The sequence below is a fragment of the uncultured Faecalibacterium sp. genome (genome assembly GCF_900066275.1).
GTDB lineage: Bacteria > Bacillota > Clostridia > Oscillospirales > Ruminococcaceae > Faecalibacterium > Faecalibacterium taiwanense.
Genome location: NZ_FMFG01000018.1, coordinates 320 through 21,721 on the forward strand (window position 1 = coordinate 320; position 21,402 = coordinate 21,721).

The following is a 21,402-nucleotide window of genomic DNA, read 5'->3' on the forward strand; positions in this document are numbered from 1 at the left end:
TGGCAGATGGCCTGATACAGTGCATCGGCGCAGGTATCGACCTGGTCGTTAACCAGCTTCAGGGTGAATTTATCCTGCTGGGCCAGCTCCTGCCGGGCGGTGGCAAGACGCTCCTGAATGCTGTCCTCGGTCTCGGTGCCGCGGCCGCGCAGACGGCGCTCCAGCTCCTCCACCGACGGCGGCAGCAGGAACACGGTGGTCGCGCCCGGGAACATGCGGCGGATGTTCGCTGCGCCGTGCACATCGATGACCAGAACGACCACCTTCCGGGCTGCAAGGCGCTTGTCCACTTCCTCGCGCAGGGTACCGTAGTAGTTGCCGTTGTAGAAGTTGTGCTCCACCACCTGATCGTTCTCGATCAGCTGCTGGAACTGCTCCCGGGTGCGGTAATAATAATCCACGCCCTCCTGCTCACCGGGACGCGGTGCGCGGGTGGTGGCGGAAACAGTCTTTTCGATCTCCGGGTGTGCTTCGCGCAGTGCCTTCACCACGCTGTCCTTGCCGGTACCGGCCGCGCCGGAGACCACAAACAAATATTTATCGTTCGCCATGGGTCTGTTCCTCCTCTGTTGGTGTTTTGCCCTCCTGCCCTGCCGCACGGTTGGCCACCGTTTCCGGCTGAAGCGCCGAGAGCACCACATGATCGGAGTCCATGATAAGCACTGCACGGGTGCTGCGGCCATAGGATGCATCGATCAGCATTCCGCGCTCCCGCGCTTCCTTTACAAGGCGCTTGACCGGGGCGGAGTCCGGGCTGACCACTGCCACCACACGGCCTGCACTGACCATATTGCCAAACCCGATGTTGATGAGCTTCATAAACCCCTCCGAATTTTCTGTATCACTCCAGATTCTGGATCTGTTCGCGGATCTTTTCGATCTCCGCCTTCATATCCACCACGATGCGGGTGATATCCAGATCCTGACACTTGGAGCCGATGGTATTGGTCTCGCGGTTCAGCTCCTGCGTCAAAAAGTCCAGCTTGCGGCCCACCGGCTCGTCCAGCTTGAGGATATCGCGGTACTGCGCAATGTGGCTGCGCAGGCGCACCGTCTCTTCATCCACAGCGGTCTTATCGCCAAAAATAGCGGCCTCGGTCAGCACGCGGGCATCGTCGATATCGCGGTCCTCCAGAATGACCTTGAGTTTCTCGTACAGGCGGTTGGTGTAGGCTTCCACGCGGCCTGCGCTCAAAGTCTCCACCCTGCCCACGCACTCCTCGAGGAAGTTCAGGCGGTTTTCCACGTCTGCCTTCATCTTGGCACCCTCGGCGGCGCGCATCTCCACAAAGCGGTCCAGCGCCTGTGCGGTAACGGCAGAAACATCTTCCCACAGCTGTTCCTCGTCCACATCCGCGTGGCGGGTGGTGAGCACATCCGGGAAGCGGGTCAGCACGCCCGCAGAGATATCGTTCTTGACACCCAGCTGTTCCGAAATATCCCGCATGGCCTGCTGGTAGCTGCGTGCCAGCTCCATGTTGACGGCCACCACCGTATCGGCAGCGTCCACATTCTGCACGGTCATGCTCAGCTCCACCTTGCCGCGGGAAATGCGCTCGTTGAGCTGCTTTTTCAGGCGGCTGTCCAGATAGCTGCAGGTGCGCGGGATGCGCGAAGAATACTCAAAGTAGCGGGAATTCACGCTGCGCAGCTCCACCGTGATCTCACGGCCATTGCGCACAGCAGTCCCCCGGCCAAAGCCGGTCATGCTTAAGATCATAACGCTCTCCTGTTCTTACATTTTCAGTGTTTCAGCTTACAAGTTTCGGTATACGTATCCGCCTTTGGGTACACAAACCCATGTTACGATACATATAGTTTCATTTTACTATTCTTCGGCCCAAAATTCAAGGTGCACTGTTGCGTGCCGCCGCCAAAACCGGCCGCAATACACGGTGCAAAGCAAAAAAGCTCTGATACAAAATCTTCCGATCCTGTATCAGAGCCTGTTTCAGTTGGTTTTATATACGCAGGTCACGCTGTTCTGCAGCAGATTTGCGTTCAGCAGTGCGCGCTCCACCCAGTGGATATTGTCCGCAATGGTATCGCGGGAGACACCGTATTCTGCCGCAATGTTCTCCATGCTGCGGTACTCGCGGCGGTAGAGCAAAGTCAGCACCAGCTTATCCTGCATTGTGATCTTGGTAAAATGCGGCCTGCGCCGGTGCTCCTTGCAATAAGCCGCATTCAGTGCTTCCAGCATCTGGGCAAATTCCTTCCGGGTGATGCCGAAGGTAAATTCATAATCCTGCTCTGTAAATTCCGCAAGGCGCTGTACCGTGATGCTTCTCATGCAGATCACCTCTTCTTTTTCCGGGGATGCCCGGGTGTCGGCTGCATCCATTTTGATTCATTATAAAATGGATGGATTTTCATGTCAATGAGCCGCCGCCCATTTTTGGGGCCAGATCCGGTGCAAAACACAAAAAGGAGCCTCCCGCCGCAAAAGCGGGAAGCTCCTGAATCCGTTATGAAAGATCAGACGGGATGAGACTGATTGGTGTAGTCCACATGGTCGCCGTCCACGCCCTGCTTCTTGGCATTGCGCTTTTCAAAGAACTTGGGTGCCACCTGCGGGAACATTGCGTAGGTCAGCACATCCTCTTCCTGCGTTGCCCACTTGGCAGCTTCTGCCTTCAGCTTGTCCATCTCAGGAGCCAGAGTATCAGCAAAGCGGCAGGTAATGGGCTGCTCGTCGCCCAGGATCTTCTTGGTGAACTCAGGCTTGATGGGAGCGGGAGTCTTGCCGTAATCACCGTGGACCAGACCCTTGAACTCCTTGGTGACCATCTTGTAGCGCTCGCCCAGGATCACGTTGAACACAGCCTGCGTACCAACGATCTGGCTGGTGGGGGTGACCAGCGGCGGATAGCCTGCATCCTCGCGGACGCGGGGGATTTCTGCCAGCACTTCGTCCAGCTTATCTTCCTTGCCGGCATCCTTCAGCTGCTTGAGCATGTTGGAGAACATGCCGCCCGGCACCTGATACAGCAGGGTGTTTGCATCCACGCCGAGGCTCTTCGGGCTGATCTGGCCGTTGGCAATGTACTTCTCGCGCAGCTTTGCAAAGTATGCGCGCACAACGTTCAGCTGCTTCAGATCCAGACCGGTGTCGTAATCGGTGCCCTGCAGGGCAGCGACCAGACTCTCGGTGGGCATGTGGCTGGTGCCCAGGCTCAGGGGGCTCATGGCGGTATCGATGATGTCGGCACCTGCCTCGATGCCCTTCAGGATGGACATGGAAGCCAGACCTGCGGTGTAGTGGCTGTGGATGTCAACAGGGATGCTGACGGTCTCCTTCAGCTTTTTCACCAGATCGTAGCAGGTATAGGGGGTCAGCAGACCGGCCATATCCTTGATGCAGATGGAGTTTGCGCCCATCTCCTCCAGGGTCTTGGCGTAGGCTGCAAAGTACTCGTTGTTGTGCACGGGGCTGAGGGTGTAGCTGATGCAGCCCTGCACATGAGCGCCTTCCTTGTTGGCTGCCTTGATGGCGGTCTGCAGGTTGCGCGGATCGTTCAGTGCATCGAAAATACGGATCACGTCGATGCCGTTTGCAACAGACTTCTGCACAAAGTACTCAACGGCATCGTCTGCGTAGGGGCGGTAGCCCAGCATGTTCTGGCCGCGGAACAGCATCTGCAGCTTCTGGTGGGGCAGTTCCTTGCGCAGGATGCGCAGGCGCTCCCACGGGTCTTCGTCCAGAAAGCGGATGCAGCTGTCGAACGTAGCGCCGCCCCAGCACTCCACGGAGAAGTAGTTGATCTTATCCATTTCCGGCAGGATGGGACGCATCTCATCCATGGTCATGCGGGTGGCCAGCAGAGACTGGTGGGCATCGCGCAGGACGACCTCAGTAACCTTGATCGGCTTTTTGGCCATGATTGTCACCTCTCCCTTAGTTCATGGAAACCAGAACGTCACCGGAGTTGACGGTGTCGCCCTTGTTGACGTTGATGGAAGCCACAGTGCCATCCTGCGGAGCAACGATCTCGTTCTCCATCTTCATGGCCTCCAGGATCACCAGCACGTCGCCAGCCTTCACGGATGCACCGGCCTTGACCTTGACATCCAGAATGTTGCCGGGCATGGGAGCCTTGACGGCAACGGCACCAGCAGCGCCTGCAGCAGCCTTGGGAGCAGCAGCGGGAGCCGGAGCAGCCTTAGGAGCAGCGGGTGCGGCAGGAGCTGCAGCAGCAACCGGAGCAGCACCAGCGGCAGTCTCCTCCACGGAGACGCTGTAAGCAACGCCATTGACGGTAATATTGTAGTACTTCATGGAAGGATCCTCCAAATCAAAATCGTATCAAAAAGATTTATACAGACGATTACAGAGCCATGTTGCCGTGCTTCTTGGGCAGGCGGGCAGCACGCTTGGTGCTCAGCAGTTCCAGTGCGGCAACAACGCTTGCACGCACATTGGCTGCATCGCAGGTCAGGTCAGCAGCGCCGCAGGCAACTGCATTTGCTGCGCTGCACACCTCGGCGGTGTAAGCAGCAGCCTTTGCGTTGGTGGCTGCAATGATGTTGTCGGAAGCATCGATCTCTTCCTTGTACAGGACGCTGACCGCTGCGCTGGGTTCCAGTGCGCTGACGGTGCAGCCAGCCACGGCAATGCGCAGATCGGCAGCAGCCAGAGCGGTGTAAACAGGGCCGACGGCCTTGCCAGCCAGCACAGCCACCTTTGCGGTGGTAGCGTCGGCATAGGTAGCAGCCAGACGGGCAGCCTCACGGATGCCGCCTGCAATGTCATCGGTCGCGCTGGGCACAAAGCCCTCGGTATCCACAATGGTGATCACCGGCACGCTGAAGGCATCGCACAGGCGCACAAAGCGGGAAGCCTTGGCCACGCAGTTGTGGCACAGGGTCTTGCCGGTGGCCACAACGCCCACGGCGTTGCCGCCCACGGTGGCAAATGCGGTGTAAACAGACTTGCCAAAGCCTGCATACAGCTCCACAGCGCTGTCCTTATCGACCACGGCAGCAGCAGCCTTTGCAGGCTCTGCACCGGCAGCCAGAGCAGCAGTGGGCTGCTCGAACTCAAAGATCGCAGGGCCGGTCAGGTTGTTGGCCGGCAGCAGGCCCACGATGTGAGCAGCTTTCTCGGCAGCTTCCTCAGCAGTGGGTGCCACAATGGCAGCCACGCCAGCCTTTGCAGCGGCGGCTGCGGTGCCGGCATCGGCCACCTTGTCGCCCTTGGCAGCAGAGGTGAACGGAGCGGTGAAGAACAGCTCTGCGCCCTCAGCCATGATGCAGACATCTGCATTGGCAGCGCTCAGTGCGCTGGTGCCGCCGCAGACACCCAGAACAACAGCCACCTGCGGGATCACGCCGGAAACCTTTGCGATCTGCGCATTCAGCTTTGCGCTGGCGGTCAGCACGTCCAGACCCTCAGCCAGCTTTGCGCCAACGGAGTTGTAGAAGGTGACGACCGGGCAGCCAGTCTGAGCTGCCATCTCCAGAACCTTGATGTTCTTTTCAACATCCTTTACGGTAACAGCTTCGCCGTTCTGGTAAACAGCGTAAGCCTGCTGACCTGCCGCATAGCCGCAGGCAGCGCTCACTGCACCGTCAGCAAACAGTGCAGTGTATTCCCCGTCATCAAAAAACTTGGCGAGGATTTCTCCCTTATTGATCTTTGAAGCCATGGTAAGACCTCCTGGTTGTCTGTGTGAGCTTTCAAAATTAGTTTTATTATACTGAATTTTCCATAAAAATGCAAGAGATTCTATAAAAGTCCATGCGAATCAACATCTGTCGGCAAAGTTCTACAATTTTTTAACGATTCATCGTTCCTCCGCTTTCTCGCCTTTTTGCGGGCATTTTGCGCCGCACACTCAGCTGCCAAAAATTCTCTTTCAATTTTGTGGATTCTGTCTGCCCCTGCTGCATTTTATTTTATAAGAAGTTATGTTACACTATATTTAATATGTAAATTTTTTTCGCAGAACAGCCCGCCGGGAAGCTTCGGGGCGGGTCATTTTGCAGAATATAAAAGGAAGGCCATGTCAAATTGAAAGATCTGCTCACTTCACTCCGCGCCTCCAACGAAACCTACAACTCCATGAAGCACTCCGCCCGGGCTATCATCCGCCGCGCCGAGATTCCCCTGCTCGCGGTCATCGTCCTGTATAAGGCTGCAACGAACCTGCTGTTCGTCCCCCTGATGCAGCAGCTCTGGTCGCTCACGCTGCGGTTCGCACCCATGCACTACCTGAGCAACAACAATGCTTCCGATATCTTTTCCTCCCCCGCGATCATCCTGTGCATCACGCTCATTGCCATCCTGACCGCGTTCTGGGCGCTGTATGAGTTTTCCGTCCTGCTGCATGGGCTGGATCTTGCCCGCAAGGGCGAAACGATCCGCCTGCCTGCCCTGCTGCGCACCTCTCTTGCAGATATCCGCCACGCATTCCTGCCGCAGAACTGGCTCGTTCTGGTCTACAGTGCCGTGCTGATCCCGTTCACCAATTTTTTCCTCGCCTATAACTATATCACGCAGCTTGCCGTGCCGGAATACATCATGGGTGTCATCCGGGCAAACAGCCGGTATTACCTGCTCTATCTGGCTGCCGGTGCCGCCTTGCTGTTCCTCTGTGTCAGCTGGGTGCTGGTGCTGCCGCTGTTCGTGCTGGAGCGCAAAAGCCTGTGGCAGTCGGTAAAGGAAAGCTTTTGCTGCATCCGCAGGCGCGTCTTCCGTGCTTTTCTTTTGCTGCTGCGCTGGAACCTCTCGGTCGTCCTGCGTTCCCTGCTGCTGACGGCAGCGGTTGCCGTGCCGCTGTACGGCATCATCATCGCGGTCGGGCTGCAGAGCACACAGGCCATGTTTGCACTGTCCCGCGCGGCGCTGGCCATTGAGATGCCTTTCTTCCAGTTCCTGATCGACTGCGCCATCACCATGGCGCAGTGCACGATCCTCGCCATGCTGCACTGCCGCCTGCGGGAGTCTCTCCCCTCTGAGCCGGAGCCGGTCCAGAGCGGAAAGCATCACCGTTCCACCGGCAGGCTGCTTTTGGGTGCATCGGTTGCGGGTGCTACTCTGCTCACCTTTGCGCTGGCATTCTGTTACCTTGCCCTGCCCAGAGACGACGAGCTGCTCTCCATGCTGGGCGGCGTTGCGCCGGTAGTCACCGCGCACCGCGGCTACTCCGCTGCCGCACCGGAAAACACCCTGCCCGCTTTCCAGCTGGCCATCGATCAAGGCTGCGAGTGGGCCGAGCTGGATGTGCAGATGACCAGGGACGGCGTGGTCATGGTGACCCACGATACCAGCCTGCGCCGCTGCACCGGCCGCAACGAGAACATCTACGACCTGACCTATCACGAGGTTCGCAAGCTGGATGCCGGGCGCTGGTTCGGCCAGAAGTACACTGGTGCCAAAGTTCCCACACTGGAAGAAGTGCTGGACCTGTGCAAAGGTAAGATCCAGCTGAACATTGAGATCAAGCCCAATGCCGCCACCCCGGAGCTGGAAGCGGAAACCATCCGCATCATCCGCGAAAAAGGCTTTGCGCAGGACTGCACCATCACCTCGCAGAGTTATGAAACCCTCTGCAAGGTCAAGGAGCTGGCACCGGAGATCCGGACCGGCTATATCCTTGCACTGGGCGTGGGCAGTTATTACGATCTGCCTGCCGCAGATTTCTTCAGCGTACAGTCCACCTTTATCACCTCCGGTATGGTGCAGCAGATCCATAAGCGCAGCAAGACGATCTCCGCATGGACCGTCAACCGCGAAGAGGATGCCAGCGAACTGCTGAGCATCGGCGTGGACGACTTGATCACCGATAAGCCGGATATGATCCAGCAGCTGCTGAGCGAGGATGCCGACCTTGACAACAGCCTCGTCCTCCTGCGCGACTTCATCCGTGACCTGTTCGCTCCGTCCGATGTCGATGAACCCACTCCTGAGGAAGAGACCATCGAAGAAGCCATTGAGGACCCGGACGAATTGCTGGATGCGTCGTAATCGCGGCAAACATCAAGTATTCTGTTAAACTACCCGTACACACATAAAAAGCCCCCTGTCGGTTCATCACCGGCAGGGGGCTTACAAGTTTACCTGATCCAATTTTATCAAGTAAGATCATTCCAATTCGGTAAGCTTGGATCTTTACGAAGCAATTTATTTCATAAATCGGTACTGTGAACAAATCACTTACATTCCTTCTTCATAGCAGAATAACCGATGAGAACGGTCCACACATAGGCGCAGGTCTTGGGGATCATCAGCATACCGATCATGGGGACGGTATTGGCCCAAAGAACAACGGGAATGTAGAACCCGAAGCTCAGCACGATGGTCATCCACATCCAGCGAAAAGCCGAGTCGTCATGCTCCTTGGCACTGCGGTAGAACAACACGATGATCAGCAGGCCCATCAGTGCAAAAGGAATGTTACGGTAAATGCCCCAGGACAGCGGGGATTCGGCGCTCAGCCACTGGTTCTGCGGCATCATGCACAGGATAACACGCACGGCAGCCAGACCGTAGATGGCGGCAGTCAGGCCATTGTTGCCCTTGACCCGGTAGCGCTCACGCCAGACATAGTACAGTAGCACATAAAAGACAGTCATTGTCACAGAGGTGATCCACTTACCCAGACCCAGAGGAACGGTAAAGTTTTCAAAGCCCGTGGTGCATAGAGCCAGAGCACGGGGAATCAGATGGAACGAGTCGCCGGCACCCAGAACGACAGCCATCAGGCCGAACAGCTTGAACTGGTGGTTGCCCTTGCAGCCACAAATCATCAGGATACCGATGGTGATGACGGATACCAGATACACCGCATCAAAAACAGTTTCTACGATTGCTTGCATAGTTGATTGCTCCTTGTTGATAGATTAAATTGATTGTAACACTGCATTTTTTTGCAGGGCCGACTTAGTTTTTACGGTCATCAAGGGCTTGCTCGGCAAAGTTGCATTCAAAGCGCAGGATGTTGAAGCTTGCATTCCTCCACACAAGACAGGCGAGCAGCAACAGGATATTGCGATGAACTTTCCTATGAGTGTCTCCCTTGAGTGAACACTGTTCATTTTGGACATTATAAAATTCCCACAGCAGTGTGGGAAAAAAATGCAGTCAATATAAGGTTCTGCGCACGATTTCCAGCACAGCGGCGGGGTCGTAGTCCTGCCGCAGCAAGGCAGACAGCATCAGCGAAAATAGAACATCGGCAAATTTTTCAACGGTGAATTGCGCGTTAAAAGCGTCCGGACGGATTTTGGTATCCTGTTGCAGCACCGTACACAGACCATTTAAGATATGGTGCCAGATTTGCTGCATGTGCCGTTTGCCATCGGCCTTGTCCTCCTGCATAAAGCCGAGAGAGTGCAGTGTGAAGAATCCAGGATACTGCTCACAGCCGTAGGCCATGCGCTCATACATCCATTTGACACAGGTCTGCACATCCTGAAATACGGCCTCGTCCTGCGGGCGGTGGAAAATTTCGCACCAGACGCTCTCGACCGTGGCGCTGATAAGCTCAGCCTTGGAGTCATAATAGTTGTAGATCGAGCCGACCGAGACCCCGCATGCCGAGGCGACAGAACGGATACTGACCGCCGCCCAGCCCTTTTCCCGGATAAGCTCACGGCTGTTTTTTAAGATATCTTCCTTGGAGGTTACGATTGTATTCATGTGGTCACCCTCAATATGAACAATGTTCATTTTTATTATACTGCCCGTTCCCACTTTGTCAAGAGGATTTCATAAAAGGTTTATATTTTTGTGGTTATCCCTTTGAGCCATGTTCACGAATGGAAAATATGAATCAGCTGAAAGTTTACAAACCAAACACAGGTTTCTGCATTGGCTACGGGGGACAGATGGCCGACCACCCATGCGCTGACCTCGTCTCCTTCCATCGACTTCAAAACCTCGCTCAAAAATTCCAAATTAAAGCCGATTCGCAGGTGCTCTTCCAGCTTTCCGTTGAAGGAAAATTCCTCATTCATCTGTGCAATCGTGCTACACATTGATGCTCTGCCCGTGCCGCCGGATTCAAGATCCATTATCACCCCACTGTCAGGCAACAGCGCCTTATTTTCGATAATGTCACGGTCATTTCTTAATGTCAATAATGTCAAAAAGCCCCGGAAAGAAACGTAAACTCGTAACTTTCCGGGGCTTTCAAATTATTCTCAAATGTTAAACCGCGAAGGCTCGTTGAATTATAATTCTGTGTGCTTTTTCGCAGCTTAATGTCAAACTAATGTCACAGCGCGATTTTTCTTTCGATTTTGCTCATAGCAACGTTGAAAGTTCGCGTAATTCCATTATTCGAGCTCAATGGTTGCCGGCGGCTTACCGGTGCAATCATAGAACACGCGGTTCACATGCTTGACCTCATTGACGATGCGGCTGGTGACAGTGCCCAGAACATCCCAGGGCATATTATAGCTCTCTGCAGTCATGAAGTCGGTGGTGGTCACAGCACGCAGCGCCACAGCGTAATCATAGGTGCGCTCGTCGCCCATGACGCCCACACTGTGCATGTTGGTCAAGGCTGCATAGTACTGGCTGATCTCCTTATCCAGACCCGCCTTTGCGATCTCCTCACGCCAGATCGCATCGGCATCCTGCACAATAGCCACCTTCTCCGGGGTCACCTCACCGATGATGCGGATGCCAAGACCCGGGCCGGGGAACGGCTGACGGCTGACCAGATATTCGGGCAGGCCCAGCTCACGGCCAGCCTGACGCACCTCGTCTTTGAACAGGTTGCGCAGCGGCTCCACCAACTCCTTGAAGTCCACGGTGTCGGGCAGACCGCCGACGTTGTGGTGGCTCTTGATAACAGTGGACTCACCGCCCAGACCGCTCTCAACGACATCCGGGTAAATGGTACCCTGTGCCAGAAAATCCACCTTGCCGATCTTCTTGGCCTGCTCTTCAAACACACGGATGAACTCTTCGCCGATGATCTTGCGCTTGCGCTCCGGCTCGGTGACACCAGCCAGCTTTGCAAAGTAACGTTCGCGGGCATCCACACAGATAAAGTTGATATCAAAGCCGTTGGCATTGCCCGGGCCGAATACAGAGCAGACCTCTTCCTTCTCGTTCTTACGCAGCAGACCGTGATCCACGAACACGCAGGTCAGCTGCTTGCCGATGGCCTTAGCCAGCATAGCTGCCAGAACGGAGGAATCCACGCCGCCGGACAAGGCGCACAGCACCTTGCCATCGCCGATGCGCTCACGCAGGGCCTTGACGTTGTTTTCCACAAAGGAGTCCATCTTCCAGTCGCCGGTGCAGCCGCAGACGTTGTACACGAAGTTGCGCAGCATCTTCTTGCCTTCCGCAGTGTGCAGCACTTCCGGATGGAACTGGACCGCGTACAGGCCCTTCTCAGCGTTCTCTGCCGCAGCTACCGGGCAGTTGACCGTGTGAGCAGTGATCTTAAAGCCGGGCGCTGCCTGCTCAATATAGTCGTTGTGGCTCATCCAGCAAATGGTGGAGGGCTGCACATCGGTGAACATCTTGCTGTTCGTGTCCACGAACACCTCAGTCTTGCCGTACTCGCGCTCCGGTGCGCGGCAGACATGGCCGCCCAGCAGATGCATCATCAGCTGGCTGCCGTAGCAGATGCCCAGCACAGGCACACCCCAGTTGAAGATCTCAGGGTCGATCGTGGGGGAATCTTCCAGATAAACGCTGTTGGGGCCACCGGTAAAGATGATACCCTTGGGGTTCTTTGCCTTGATAACCGACAGATCGGTTTTATAGGAATAGATTTCACAGTAGACATTGTTCTCGCGGACGCGGCGCGCGATCAGCTGATTGTACTGGCCGCCAAAGTCCAGCACGATGACAGTTTCATGCTGCATGAAGTTCTCTCCTCCCTTATCCATTCAATGTGTTTCTACAGATAGAATCAGTATAGCACATCTGCCAAATAAAAGCGACATCATTTGTGAATTTTCCTGTTTTTATTTTTCACGTATGGGATGCCGCAGAACTGTTTTCAGTGTTCCCGGTGCAGCGCGGCGAGGATCACTCAGATAAATTTCGTGGTGGAAGCGTGTCTCTGAAAAATCAAGCCTATACCCCTGCTCTACGGCAAAGGCATCCATCTGCGCCAGCGTTTTCGGTTCTTCATCATAAGGGCCGATATGCAGGCACTGAACGCAAAGTCCCTCGTCATAGGTCAGAAATTCCGCCTTGGAAAAATCCTTTTTCTTTTTGGCCGTTGCTTCCTGTACGGCCCAATCAAACGCTTCCGGCGTCACGAATTCTGGCAGTCGGATCATGGATGTCCACTCAAATGTTTCTTTATGTGCATAGTCAACGCCATCCACGCCCTTCTGATGCCACAAGCCCTCCAACGGTGGAACCACATATTCAAAATAGCCGTCCATCTTGTGGCTGCCCTTATAGCTCATTTTGATGGTGAAAGCAATGCCGTACAGCACTCCCATAGCCTCCTGATAGGCTCCACCCGGAGCATTCGGGTCGCCCTTGCCGTGCACTGCCACAAAATTCATACGCGGTATCGTAATCAGATGCGGTTTTTTCGGCGGGAGATAAAATTCCCTGTACTCTTTCTTATAATCAAACGGCATTACTCTTCACACCTTCCAGAAGTTCTCGCTGCTTCTTTTTGCTGAATTCCCTCAGCACCAGCCGATAGGACTTTTCCAGCATTTCCTTTTTCAGTATACCAGAACAACCTTGTTTTGTAAACAAAGAGTTGTGACATGCTGCAAAAAAAATCCCCTGCCCTTACGGACAGAAGATCTAAAGCAAAAAGAGACCTTCCCACTCTCCGGAATGGGAAGGTCTCTCGTAAGTTTAACCTTTAGCCTTAGGAAAGGCGCGAAGGGTCATAATCACTCAATGATCTTGCCAACAACGCCAGAACCAACGGTACGGCCACCCTCACGGATAGCGAAACGCAGGCCCTCTTCCATAGCAACAGGGGTCAGCAGCTCAACGTGCATCATGACGTTATCGCCGGGCATGCACATCTCAGTGCCTTCGGGCAGAGTGATGATACCGGTCACGTCGGTGGTGCGGAAGTAGAACTGAGGACGATAGTTGGAGAAGAACGGGGTGTGACGGCCGCCTTCGTCCTTGGTCAGAACGTACACCTGAGACTCGAAGGTCTTGTGGGGGTGCACGGAACCGGGCTTAGCCAGAACCTGACCACGCTCGATCTGAGTACGATCAACACCACGCAGCAGAGCGCCGATGTTATCGCCAGCCTCAGCGAAGTCCAGAGACTTACGGAACATTTCCAGACCGGTAATGGTGGTGCTCAGACGATCGGGCTTGATGCCGACGATCTCCATAGCATCGCCAACCTTAGCAATACCACGCTCAACACGACCGGTTGCAACAGTACCACGGCCAGAAATGGTCATGACATCCTCGATGGGCATCAGGAAGGGCTTGTCTTCCTCACGATCGGGGTTGGGGATATAGGTGTCAACAGCGTCCATCAGCTCCTTGATGCAAGCATACTCGGGAGCATTGGGATCAGTGGAGGTAGACTCCAGAGCCTTCAGAGCGGAACCACGAATGATCGGGGTGTCGTCGCCGGGGAAGTCGTACTCGGTCAGCAGCTCACGGATCTCCATCTCAACCAGATCCAGCAGCTCTTCGTCGTCGACCATATCGCACTTGTTCATGAACACGACGATATAGGGCACGCCGACCTGACGAGCCAGCAGGATGTGCTCACGGGTCTGGGGCATGGGACCATCGGTAGCAGCAACGACCAGGATAGCGCCGTCCATCTGAGCAGCACCAGTGATCATGTTCTTGACGTAGTCAGCATGGCCCGGGCAGTCAACGTGAGCATAGTGACGAGCGTCGGTCTGATACTCAACGTGAGCGGAGTTGATCGTGATACCACGAGCACGCTCCTCAGGAGCCTTATCGATGTTGGCATAATCCATGAAGTCTGCGTCGCCCTTCAGAGCCAGGTACTTGGTGATAGCGGCGGTCAGAGTGGTCTTGCCGTGGTCAACGTGACCGATGGTGCCGATGTTCACATGCGGCTTAGAACGGTCGAACTTTGCCTTTTCAGCCATTGGAATATCCTCCCTTAATTTAGGTTTTGATATTTGGTTACAACAACCCTGCAAGATGCAGACATTGCATTGCAAGGCTATTCTACTAAATTTGCCCTGTAAAATCAAGTGCTTTTACAGGAAATTTTGCCGAGGTTACACTACCCCGGCAAAATCTTTATCCATTTTTCAGGAATCAGCCCTTGGTGCGGCCAGCGATGATCTGGTCAGCAATGTTCTTGGGCACCGGCTCGTAGTGAGACGGCTCCATGACATACTGGCCACGGCCCTGAGTCTTGGAACGCAGGTCGGTAGCGTAGCCGAACATCTGAGCCAGAGGCACAAATGCATTGACGCGCTGAGTACCAGCCATAGCTTCCATGCCCTGGATCTGACCACGGCGTGCATTCAGGTCGCCGATAACATCGCCCAGATACTCATCGGGAACGATAACTGCAACCTTCATGATAGGCTCAGTGATGATAGGATCAGCCTTGCGCATAGCATCCTTGAACGCCATAGAACCAGCAATGGAGAAGGCCATTTCAGAGGAGTCGACCTCATGATAAGAACCATCCCACAGGGTAACCTTGACATCAACGACAGGATAGCCAGCCAGAACACCGGACTTCATAGCACCCTGGATACCGTTGTCGATAGCCGGGATGTATTCCTTCGGGATAGCACCGCCAACGATGGCGTTGACGAACTCGTAACCCTTGCCGGGCTCGTTGGGCTCGATCTTGATCTTAACATGACCGTACTGGCCCTTACCACCGGACTGACGTGCGTACTTGGTCTCCTGGTTGGCCTCTTTGCGGATGGTCTCACGGTAAGCAACCTGAGGTGCACCCACGTTTGCTTCAACCTTGAACTCACGCAGCAGACGGTCAACGATGATCTCCAGGTGCAGCTCGCCCATACCGGCGATGATGGTCTGACCGGTCTCTTCGTCAGTGTAGGTCTTGAAGGTCGGATCCTCTTCGGCCAGCTTTGCCAGCGCGATGCCCATCTTCTCGTTGCCGGCCTTGGTCTTAGGCTCGATGGCAACGCGGATAACAGGCTCAGGGAACTTCATGGACTCCAGAATGATGGGATGATTCTCATCACACAGAGTGTCACCGGTAGTGGTGTTCTTCAGACCGACAACAGCAGCGATATCACCTGCGTAGCAGCAGTCGATATCCTTGCGGTGGTTAGAATGCATCTGCAGGATGCGGCCCATACGCTCCTTGCTGTCCTTCACGGAGTTGTAGACAGTGGTACCTGCCTCAACCTTACCGGAGTAAACACGGAAGTATGCCAGCTTACCAACGAACGGGTCGGTAGCGATCTTGAAGGCCAGAGCTGCGAAGGGAGCGTCGTCGGAAGACGGACGGGTCTCCTCTTCCTCAGTCTCGGGATTCACGCCCTTGATGTCAGGGACATCGGTAGGAGCGGGCATATAGTCAACGATAGCGTCCAGCAGCTTCTGCACGCCGCGGTTCTTATAGGAAGAGCCGCAGGTCACAGGCACCAGAGTGTTGGCGATGGTCTCCTTGCGGATCGCAGCCTTCAGCTCGGCACGGGTGATTTCCTCGCCCTCGAGGTACTTTTCCATGAGCTCTTCGTCGTTCTCAGCAACAGCCTCGATCAGGATGTTGTGATACTCCTCAGCCTGCTCACGCATATCCTCAGGAATGGGCTCGGTACGCATGTCGTTGCCCATATCGTCGTAGTAGACCTCAGCGTTCATATCGACCAGGTCAACGATACCGCGGAAGGTATCCTCCTGACCGATAGGAAGCTGGATCGCCACGCCGTTTGCGTGCAGACGATCGTGCAGCATCTTGATGCAGCGGAAGAAGTCAGCACCCATGGTGTCCATCTTGTTAACGTACACCATACGGGGAACCTTGTACTCGTCAGCCTGACGCCAAACGGTCTCAGACTGCGGCTCAACACCGCCCTTTGCAGCCAGAACGGTCACAGAACCGTCCAGCACGCGCAGGGAACGCTGGACCTCAACAGTGAAGTCCACGTGGCCCGGGGTGTCGATGATGTTGATGCGGTGACGGTTCTTCTTGAATGCAACCGGGTCCTTCTGGGTCTCAGAGTGGCTCCAGTAGCAGGTGGTAGCAGCGGAAGTGATGGTGATACCACGCTCCTGCTCCTGAACCATCCAGTCCATGGTAGCGCCGCCATCATGAACTTCGCCGATCTTGTGGTTGATACCGGTGTAGTACAGAATACGCTCGGTAGTAGTAGTCTTACCAGCATCAATGTGGGCCATAATGCCGATATTTCTCGTCATCTGAAGAGAAACTTCTCTGGGTGTAGCCATGAAATTAACCTCCTACAGAACAGATCAATAACGGAAATGAGCGAAAGCCTTGTTAGCCTCTGCCATCTTGTGAGTATCCTCACGCTTCTTCACGGCGTTACCAGTGTTGTTGGCAGCATCCATGATTTCAGCAGCCAGACGCTGAGCCATGGTCTTCTCACCACGGCTGCGGCTGTAGGCAGTCAGCCAGCGCAGACCCAGGGTCTCGCGGCGAGCCGGGCTGACTTCCAGAGGAACCTGGTAGTTAGCACCGCCAACGCGGCGGGTCTTGCACTCGAGGCTGGGCATGATGTTCTCCATCGCCTTCTCGAAAGTCTCCAGAGGATCGTTGCCGGTCTTCTCCTGAATCATGGAGAAAGCCTCGTAAACGATCTTCTGAGCGACGCCCTTCTTGCCATCCAGCATAACGCTGTTGACCAGACGAGTGACCATCTTGGAATTGTAAATAGGATCAGCTAAGACATCGCGCTTAGCAATGTTACCTCTTCTAGGCATCTTTCTTCCCTCCTTCACAGAATGATATCATCGGTACTCGAAAGTAATAAAACTCCCGTTGTGTCACAAAGAGCTGACCTTTACATAAACTGTTGCCCTCCGCTTTGCAAGCGGACTTGTTATTTATATAATGGAAAGCCGTTTATGGCGGTTGTCCTCAATTACTTCTTTGCAGCACCGGCCTTAGGACGCTTTGCGCCGTACTTGGAGCGGGCCTGATTACGGCCTGCCACACCCTGAGTATCCAGGGTACCACGGATGATGTGGTAACGCACACCGGGCAGGTCCTTAACACGACCGCCACGGATCAGCACGACGGAGTGCTCCTGCAGGTTATGGCCGATACCGGGAATGTAAGAGGTGACCTCGATACCATTCGTGAGGCGGACACGAGCAACCTTACGCAGAGCAGAGTTGGGCTTCTTGGGGGTCATGGTACGAACAGCAGTGCAGACACCACGCTTCTGGGGGCTGTTCAGATCAGAATACTGTTTCTTCTGAGAATTGTAGCTCTTCAGCAGTGCGGGAGCGGTGCTCTTGGTAGCCAGAACCTGACGGCCCTTGCGTACAAGCTGGTTAAAAGTAGGCATTTTGTTTCTCCTTTCTTAATAATGCACATCGGACTTTTTCCGACTTTTTTGCCGCACTATCCCCATGAGGGATGCGCAACAGTTATATAATACTCGCTTTACAGGCGGATGTCAACAGTTTTTGCAAAGTTTTTTGCATTTATTCCAGATTTTTTCTTTCAGCATTTTTTCGACGCAAAACGCACGGTTTTCTCCCCTGTTTCCGCTTTTCCGGGCATATAAAAACCGCCCTGCAGGCGGATGCCCACAGAGCGGTCCATTGTTTTATTTCAGAAGAAGGAGCTTTGCTTACTGTACAGCAGCTGCCAGTTCAGCAGCGACCTCAGCATCGCGCTCAGCCTCACGGTTCTTCAGATCCTCACGGACTTCCGGCAGACCGGTACCTGCGGGGATCAGCTTACCAATGATGACGTTCTCCTTCAGGCCGGCCAGCGGGTCGACCTTGCCCTTGATGGCAGCCTCGGTCAGCACGCGGGTGGTCTCCTGGAAGGATGCAGCGGACAGGAAGGAGTCGTTTGCCAGAGCAGCCTTGGTGATGCCCAGCAGCACCTGCTGGTACTCGACCAGCTTCAGGCCCTCTTCACCAGCGTCGATGCGCTGCTGCAGATCAGCGTTGATGCTCTCCACTTCCAGACGGCTTGCCAGCGCACCGCCGATCAGGTTGGAAGAACCGGAATCAGTCACGCGCACCTTGCGGCACATCTGACGGACGATGACTTCGATATGCTTATCGTTGATCTCAACGCCCTGCAGACGGTAGACCTTCTGAACTTCGTTGATCAGGTAGTTCTGGACATCCTCCAGACCCTTGATTGCCAGAATATCCTGCGGATACAGAACACCTTCACGGGTGATGATGTCGCCCTTCTCCACACGGTCACCCGGCATCACGCGGGAATGCTGGGTGAACGGGATGGAGTAGCTCTTTACGACCTCGGCACCGTTCTCGTCCTTGCCGGTCACCTTGATAACGACATTCTTCTTGGTATCGTCCTGAGAAACGACACCAGAGATCTCGCTCATGATGGCCATGCTCTTGGGACGGCGGCTCTCGAACAGCTCTTCAACACGGGGAAGACCCTGCGTGATATCTTCAGCAGATGCGATACCGCCGGTATGGAAGGTACGCATGGTCAGCTGAGTACCAGGCTCGCCGATGGACTCTGCGGCGATAACGCCGACAGACTCGCCCAGACGGACCGGCTCGCCGTTTGCCATATCGGAACCGTAGCAGCGTGCGCAGACACCGGTCTTTGCACGGCAGGTCAGCAGGCTGCGGATCTTCAGCTTGGTAATGCCAGCAGCCTCGATCTCGTTTGCATCGTACAGGTCGATCATCTTGCCTTCCGGCACGATCACCTCGCCGGTGACGGGGTTGACCACATCGCCCACAGCAAAGCGGCCGATCAAACGCTCACGGAAGCTCTCGATCTTCTCCTTGCCCTCGTGGATCTCAGACACCCACAGGCCGTCGGTGGTGCCGCAGTCGATCTCGCGCACGATGACATCCTGAGAGACATCGACCATGCGGCGGGTCAGGTAACCGGAGTCAGCGGTACGCAGAGCGGTATCGGCCAGACCCTTACGGGCACCACGGGCAGAAACGAAATATTCCAGAATATTCAGACCTTCACGGTAGTTGGCACGAATGGGCATCTCGATGGTGTGACCGGCGGTGTTTGCCAGCAGGCCGCGCATGCCGGCCAGCTGCTTGATCTGGTTCATAGAACCACGAGCACCGGAGTCAGCCATCATATAGATCTCATTATCCTTGGGCAGGTTGTCTGCCAGAGCCTTGGAGACCTTATCGGTGGTAGCCTGCCAGATAGCGATGGTCTGGTTGTAACGCTCGTTGTCGGAGATCAGGCCGCGGTTGAACAGCCTGCCGACCTTTGCGATCTGCTGGTCAGCCTCAGCGATCAGTTCCTGCTTCTGCGGCGGGATCACAGCGTCGCACACAGCAACGGAGATTGCAGACAGAGTGGAGTACTTGTAGCCCTGTGCCTTGATGGCATCCAGCATCTTTGCGCACTTGCGGGTGCCGTTGCGGGTCATGCAGCGGGAAATGATGTCGGGCAGAGTCTTCTTGGTCACGCGGAAGCTGACCTCGTACTCCAGCCAGTGCTCGGGATCAGTACGGTCGATATAACCCAGATTCTGAGGAACAGGGTTATTGAAGATGATGCGGCCGACGGTGGCTTCCACCAGACCGGTGCGCTCCACGCCGTCAATGGTCATGGTGCGGCGCACCTTGATGGGTGCGTGCAGGGTAACGATGTGCTCTGCATAAGCCATCAGGGCTTCGTTCTCATCGCGGAACACCTTGCCTGCGCCCTCGTCATTTTCACGAACGGTGGTCAGGTAGTAGCTGCCCAGGATCATATCCTGCGTAGGCACGGTAACAGGTGCGCCGTCAGAGGGCTTCAGCAGGTTGCCGGAAGCCAGCATCAGCATCTTGGCCTCACGGCAGGCATCCTCGCCCAGAGGCAGATGCACTGCCATCTGGTCACCGTCGAAGTCGGCGTTGAATGCGGTACATGCCAGCGGGTGCAGCTTGATTGCGCGGCCCTCCACCAGCACCGGGTTGAAAGCCTGAATGCCCAGACGGTGCAGGGTAGGTGCACGGTTCAGCAGAACGGGGTGGCCCTTGATCACGGTCTCCAGGCTGTCCCACACTTCGGGCTTAGCGCGCTCCACCATCTTGCGGGCGGACTTGATGTTGTTGGCAATACCCTTCTCCACCAGATCCTTCATGACAAAGGGCTTGAACAGCTCCAGAGCCATTTCCTTGGGCAGACCGCACTGATCCATCTTCAGCTCAGGGCCGACGACGATAACAGAACGACCGGAGTAGTCAACACGCTTGCCCAGCAGGTTCTGACGGAAACGGCCCTGCTTGCCCTTCAGCATATCGGAAAGGCTCTTCAGTGCGCGGTTGTTGGGGCCGGTGACCGGACGGCCGCGGCGGCCGTTGTCGATCAGGCTGTCCACTGCTTCCTGCAGCATACGCTTCTCGTTGCGCACGATGATGTCGGGAGCGCCCAGCTCCAGCAGACGGCGCAGACGGTTGTTGCGGTTGATCACGCGGCGGTACAGGTCGTTCAGGTCGGAGGTGGCAAAACGGCCGCCGTCCAGCTGGACCATGGGGCGCAGGTCAGGCGGCAGAACAGGCAGCACATCCATGACCATCCATTCAGGACGGTTGCCGGAAATGCGGAATGCCTCAACTACTTCCAGACGCTTGAGGATGCGCACGCGCTTCTGGCCGGAGGACTTTTCCACCTCGGCAGTCAGCTCTTCACTCAGCTGATCCAGATCGATCTCCTTCAGCAGATCCTGAATGGCCTCAGCGCCCATAGCAGCCTCGAACTCATCACCGTAGTGGTCGCGCATCTCACGATACTCGCTCTCGGTGAGCAGCTGCTTCTTTTCCAGACGGGTAGCGCCCGGATCAGTGACGATATAGCTTGCAAAGTACAGCACCTTCTCCAGCAGGCGGGGGCTGATGTCCAGCATCAGGCCGATGCGGCTGGGGATGCCCTTGAAGTACCAGATGTGGCTGACGGGAGCGGCCAGCTCAATGTGGCCCATGCGCTCACGGCGGACCTTAGCCTTGGTCACTTCAACGCCGCAGCGGTCGCAGATCTTGCCCTTGTAGCGGATGCGCTTATACTTACCGCAGTGGCACTCCCAGTCCTTGGTAGGTCCAAAAATGCGCTCACAGTACAAGCCGTCGCGCTCCGGCTTCAGGGTACGGTAGTTGATGGTCTCAGGCTTTTTGACCTCGCCGTAGCTCCAGTTGCGGATCTGCTCCGGGGAGGCAAGGCCGATCTTGATGGAATCGAAAACGTTGTTTTCCATGAAACGAACCCTTTCTTAATCTCTAGTTGTCTCGATGATACAGGCGGCTTTCTTGTTCAGACCACAGGATCCTCTCCCCTGCCGCAGCACGCGGAACAGGGGGCTTGAGGCTTG

General features: G+C 55.4%; 18 protein-coding genes. 1 reads left to right on the plus strand and 17 read right to left on the minus strand.

Annotation, left to right across the window (positions count from 1 at the left end):
- From gmk to QZL71_RS07685, 7 genes are all read right to left on the minus strand, one after another.
- Positions 1-551: guanylate kinase (gene gmk, locus QZL71_RS07655; protein ID WP_294648414.1), on the minus strand; the 551-nt coding region annotated here is incomplete at its 3' end.
- A complete protein-coding gene (locus QZL71_RS07660; RefSeq protein WP_097777947.1) occupies positions 538-819 on the minus strand; it encodes a DUF370 domain-containing protein in 282 nt (93 codons plus the stop codon). The genes QZL71_RS07660 and gmk, both read right to left, overlap by 14 nt.
- Positions 820-841: 22 nt before the next feature.
- Positions 842-1,720 (minus strand): YicC/YloC family endoribonuclease, encoded by an 879-nt coding sequence (locus QZL71_RS07665; protein ID WP_097774851.1) that lies wholly within the window; start codon positions 1,718-1,720, stop codon positions 842-844.
- Positions 1,721-1,951: 231 nt separating this feature from the next.
- Positions 1,952-2,293, minus strand: a complete 342-nt coding sequence (locus tag QZL71_RS07670; protein ID WP_118528073.1) for a transposase family protein — start codon at positions 2,291-2,293, stop codon at positions 1,952-1,954.
- Between the two features lie 185 nt (positions 2,294-2,478).
- On the minus strand, positions 2,479-3,882 hold the full coding sequence (locus tag QZL71_RS07675) for an oxaloacetate decarboxylase subunit alpha (RefSeq protein ID WP_005940236.1): 1,404 nt from the start codon (positions 3,880-3,882) through the stop codon (positions 2,479-2,481).
- 16 nt (positions 3,883-3,898) lie between these two features.
- Entirely contained in the window at positions 3,899-4,279 is a 381-nt protein-coding gene (locus tag QZL71_RS07680; RefSeq protein ID WP_005940233.1) for a biotin/lipoyl-containing protein, read from the minus strand.
- Positions 4,280-4,328: 49 nt separating this feature from the next.
- Positions 4,329-5,648: a carboxyl transferase domain-containing protein gene (locus tag QZL71_RS07685; protein WP_005940230.1), complete on the minus strand. Its 1,320-nt coding sequence runs from the start codon at positions 5,646-5,648 to the stop codon at positions 4,329-4,331.
- Positions 5,649-6,013: 365 nt separating this feature from the next.
- Between QZL71_RS07685 and QZL71_RS07690 the strand changes: the two genes are divergently transcribed.
- On the plus strand, positions 6,014-7,969 hold the full coding sequence (locus QZL71_RS07690) for a glycerophosphodiester phosphodiesterase family protein (RefSeq protein WP_294648415.1): 1,956 nt from the start codon (positions 6,014-6,016) through the stop codon (positions 7,967-7,969).
- Between the two features lie 185 nt (positions 7,970-8,154).
- Here QZL71_RS07690 and QZL71_RS07695 read toward each other — a convergent pair whose 3' ends face one another.
- The 10 genes from QZL71_RS07695 to rpoC all read right to left on the minus strand — a co-directional run bounded on the left by QZL71_RS07695 (position 8,155) and on the right by rpoC (position 21,288).
- Positions 8,155-8,820, minus strand: a complete 666-nt coding sequence (locus tag QZL71_RS07695; RefSeq protein WP_207698236.1) for a hypothetical protein — start codon at positions 8,818-8,820, stop codon at positions 8,155-8,157.
- 265 nt (positions 8,821-9,085) lie between these two features.
- A complete protein-coding gene (locus tag QZL71_RS07700; RefSeq protein ID WP_097781913.1) occupies positions 9,086-9,643 on the minus strand; it encodes a TetR/AcrR family transcriptional regulator in 558 nt (185 codons plus the stop codon).
- Positions 9,644-9,756: 113 nt separating this feature from the next.
- Entirely contained in the window at positions 9,757-10,017 is a 261-nt protein-coding gene (locus QZL71_RS07705) for a hypothetical protein (protein ID WP_294648416.1), read from the minus strand.
- Positions 10,018-10,281: 264 nt separating this feature from the next.
- Positions 10,282-11,832, minus strand: a complete 1,551-nt coding sequence (gene guaA, locus QZL71_RS07710) for a glutamine-hydrolyzing GMP synthase (RefSeq protein ID WP_044953447.1) — start codon at positions 11,830-11,832, stop codon at positions 10,282-10,284.
- A 102-nt stretch (positions 11,833-11,934) separates the two neighbouring features.
- Positions 11,935-12,567, minus strand: a complete 633-nt coding sequence (locus QZL71_RS07715) for a GyrI-like domain-containing protein (protein ID WP_120079525.1) — start codon at positions 12,565-12,567, stop codon at positions 11,935-11,937.
- Positions 12,568-12,834: 267 nt separating this feature from the next.
- The gene (gene tuf, locus QZL71_RS07720) at positions 12,835-14,040 is read right to left on the minus strand and encodes an elongation factor Tu (RefSeq protein ID WP_005940209.1); all 1,206 of its coding nucleotides are present in this window, start codon (positions 14,038-14,040) and stop codon (positions 12,835-12,837) included.
- 175 nt (positions 14,041-14,215) lie between these two features.
- On the minus strand, positions 14,216-16,342 hold the full coding sequence (gene fusA / locus QZL71_RS07725) for an elongation factor G (RefSeq protein WP_082210838.1): 2,127 nt from the start codon (positions 16,340-16,342) through the stop codon (positions 14,216-14,218).
- Positions 16,343-16,366: 24 nt separating this feature from the next.
- Complete coding sequence (rpsG, locus tag QZL71_RS07730; protein WP_005930552.1) at positions 16,367-16,837, minus strand: 30S ribosomal protein S7; 471 nt, start codon at positions 16,835-16,837, stop codon at positions 16,367-16,369.
- A 161-nt stretch (positions 16,838-16,998) separates the two neighbouring features.
- Positions 16,999-17,427, minus strand: coding sequence for a 30S ribosomal protein S12 (gene rpsL, locus QZL71_RS07735; RefSeq protein ID WP_005940205.1), 429 nt, complete (start codon positions 17,425-17,427; stop codon positions 16,999-17,001).
- 288 nt (positions 17,428-17,715) lie between these two features.
- Positions 17,716-21,288 (minus strand): DNA-directed RNA polymerase subunit beta', encoded by a 3,573-nt coding sequence (gene rpoC, locus QZL71_RS07740; RefSeq protein WP_005940202.1) that lies wholly within the window; start codon positions 21,286-21,288, stop codon positions 17,716-17,718.
- Positions 21,289-21,402: the final 114 nt, after the last annotated feature.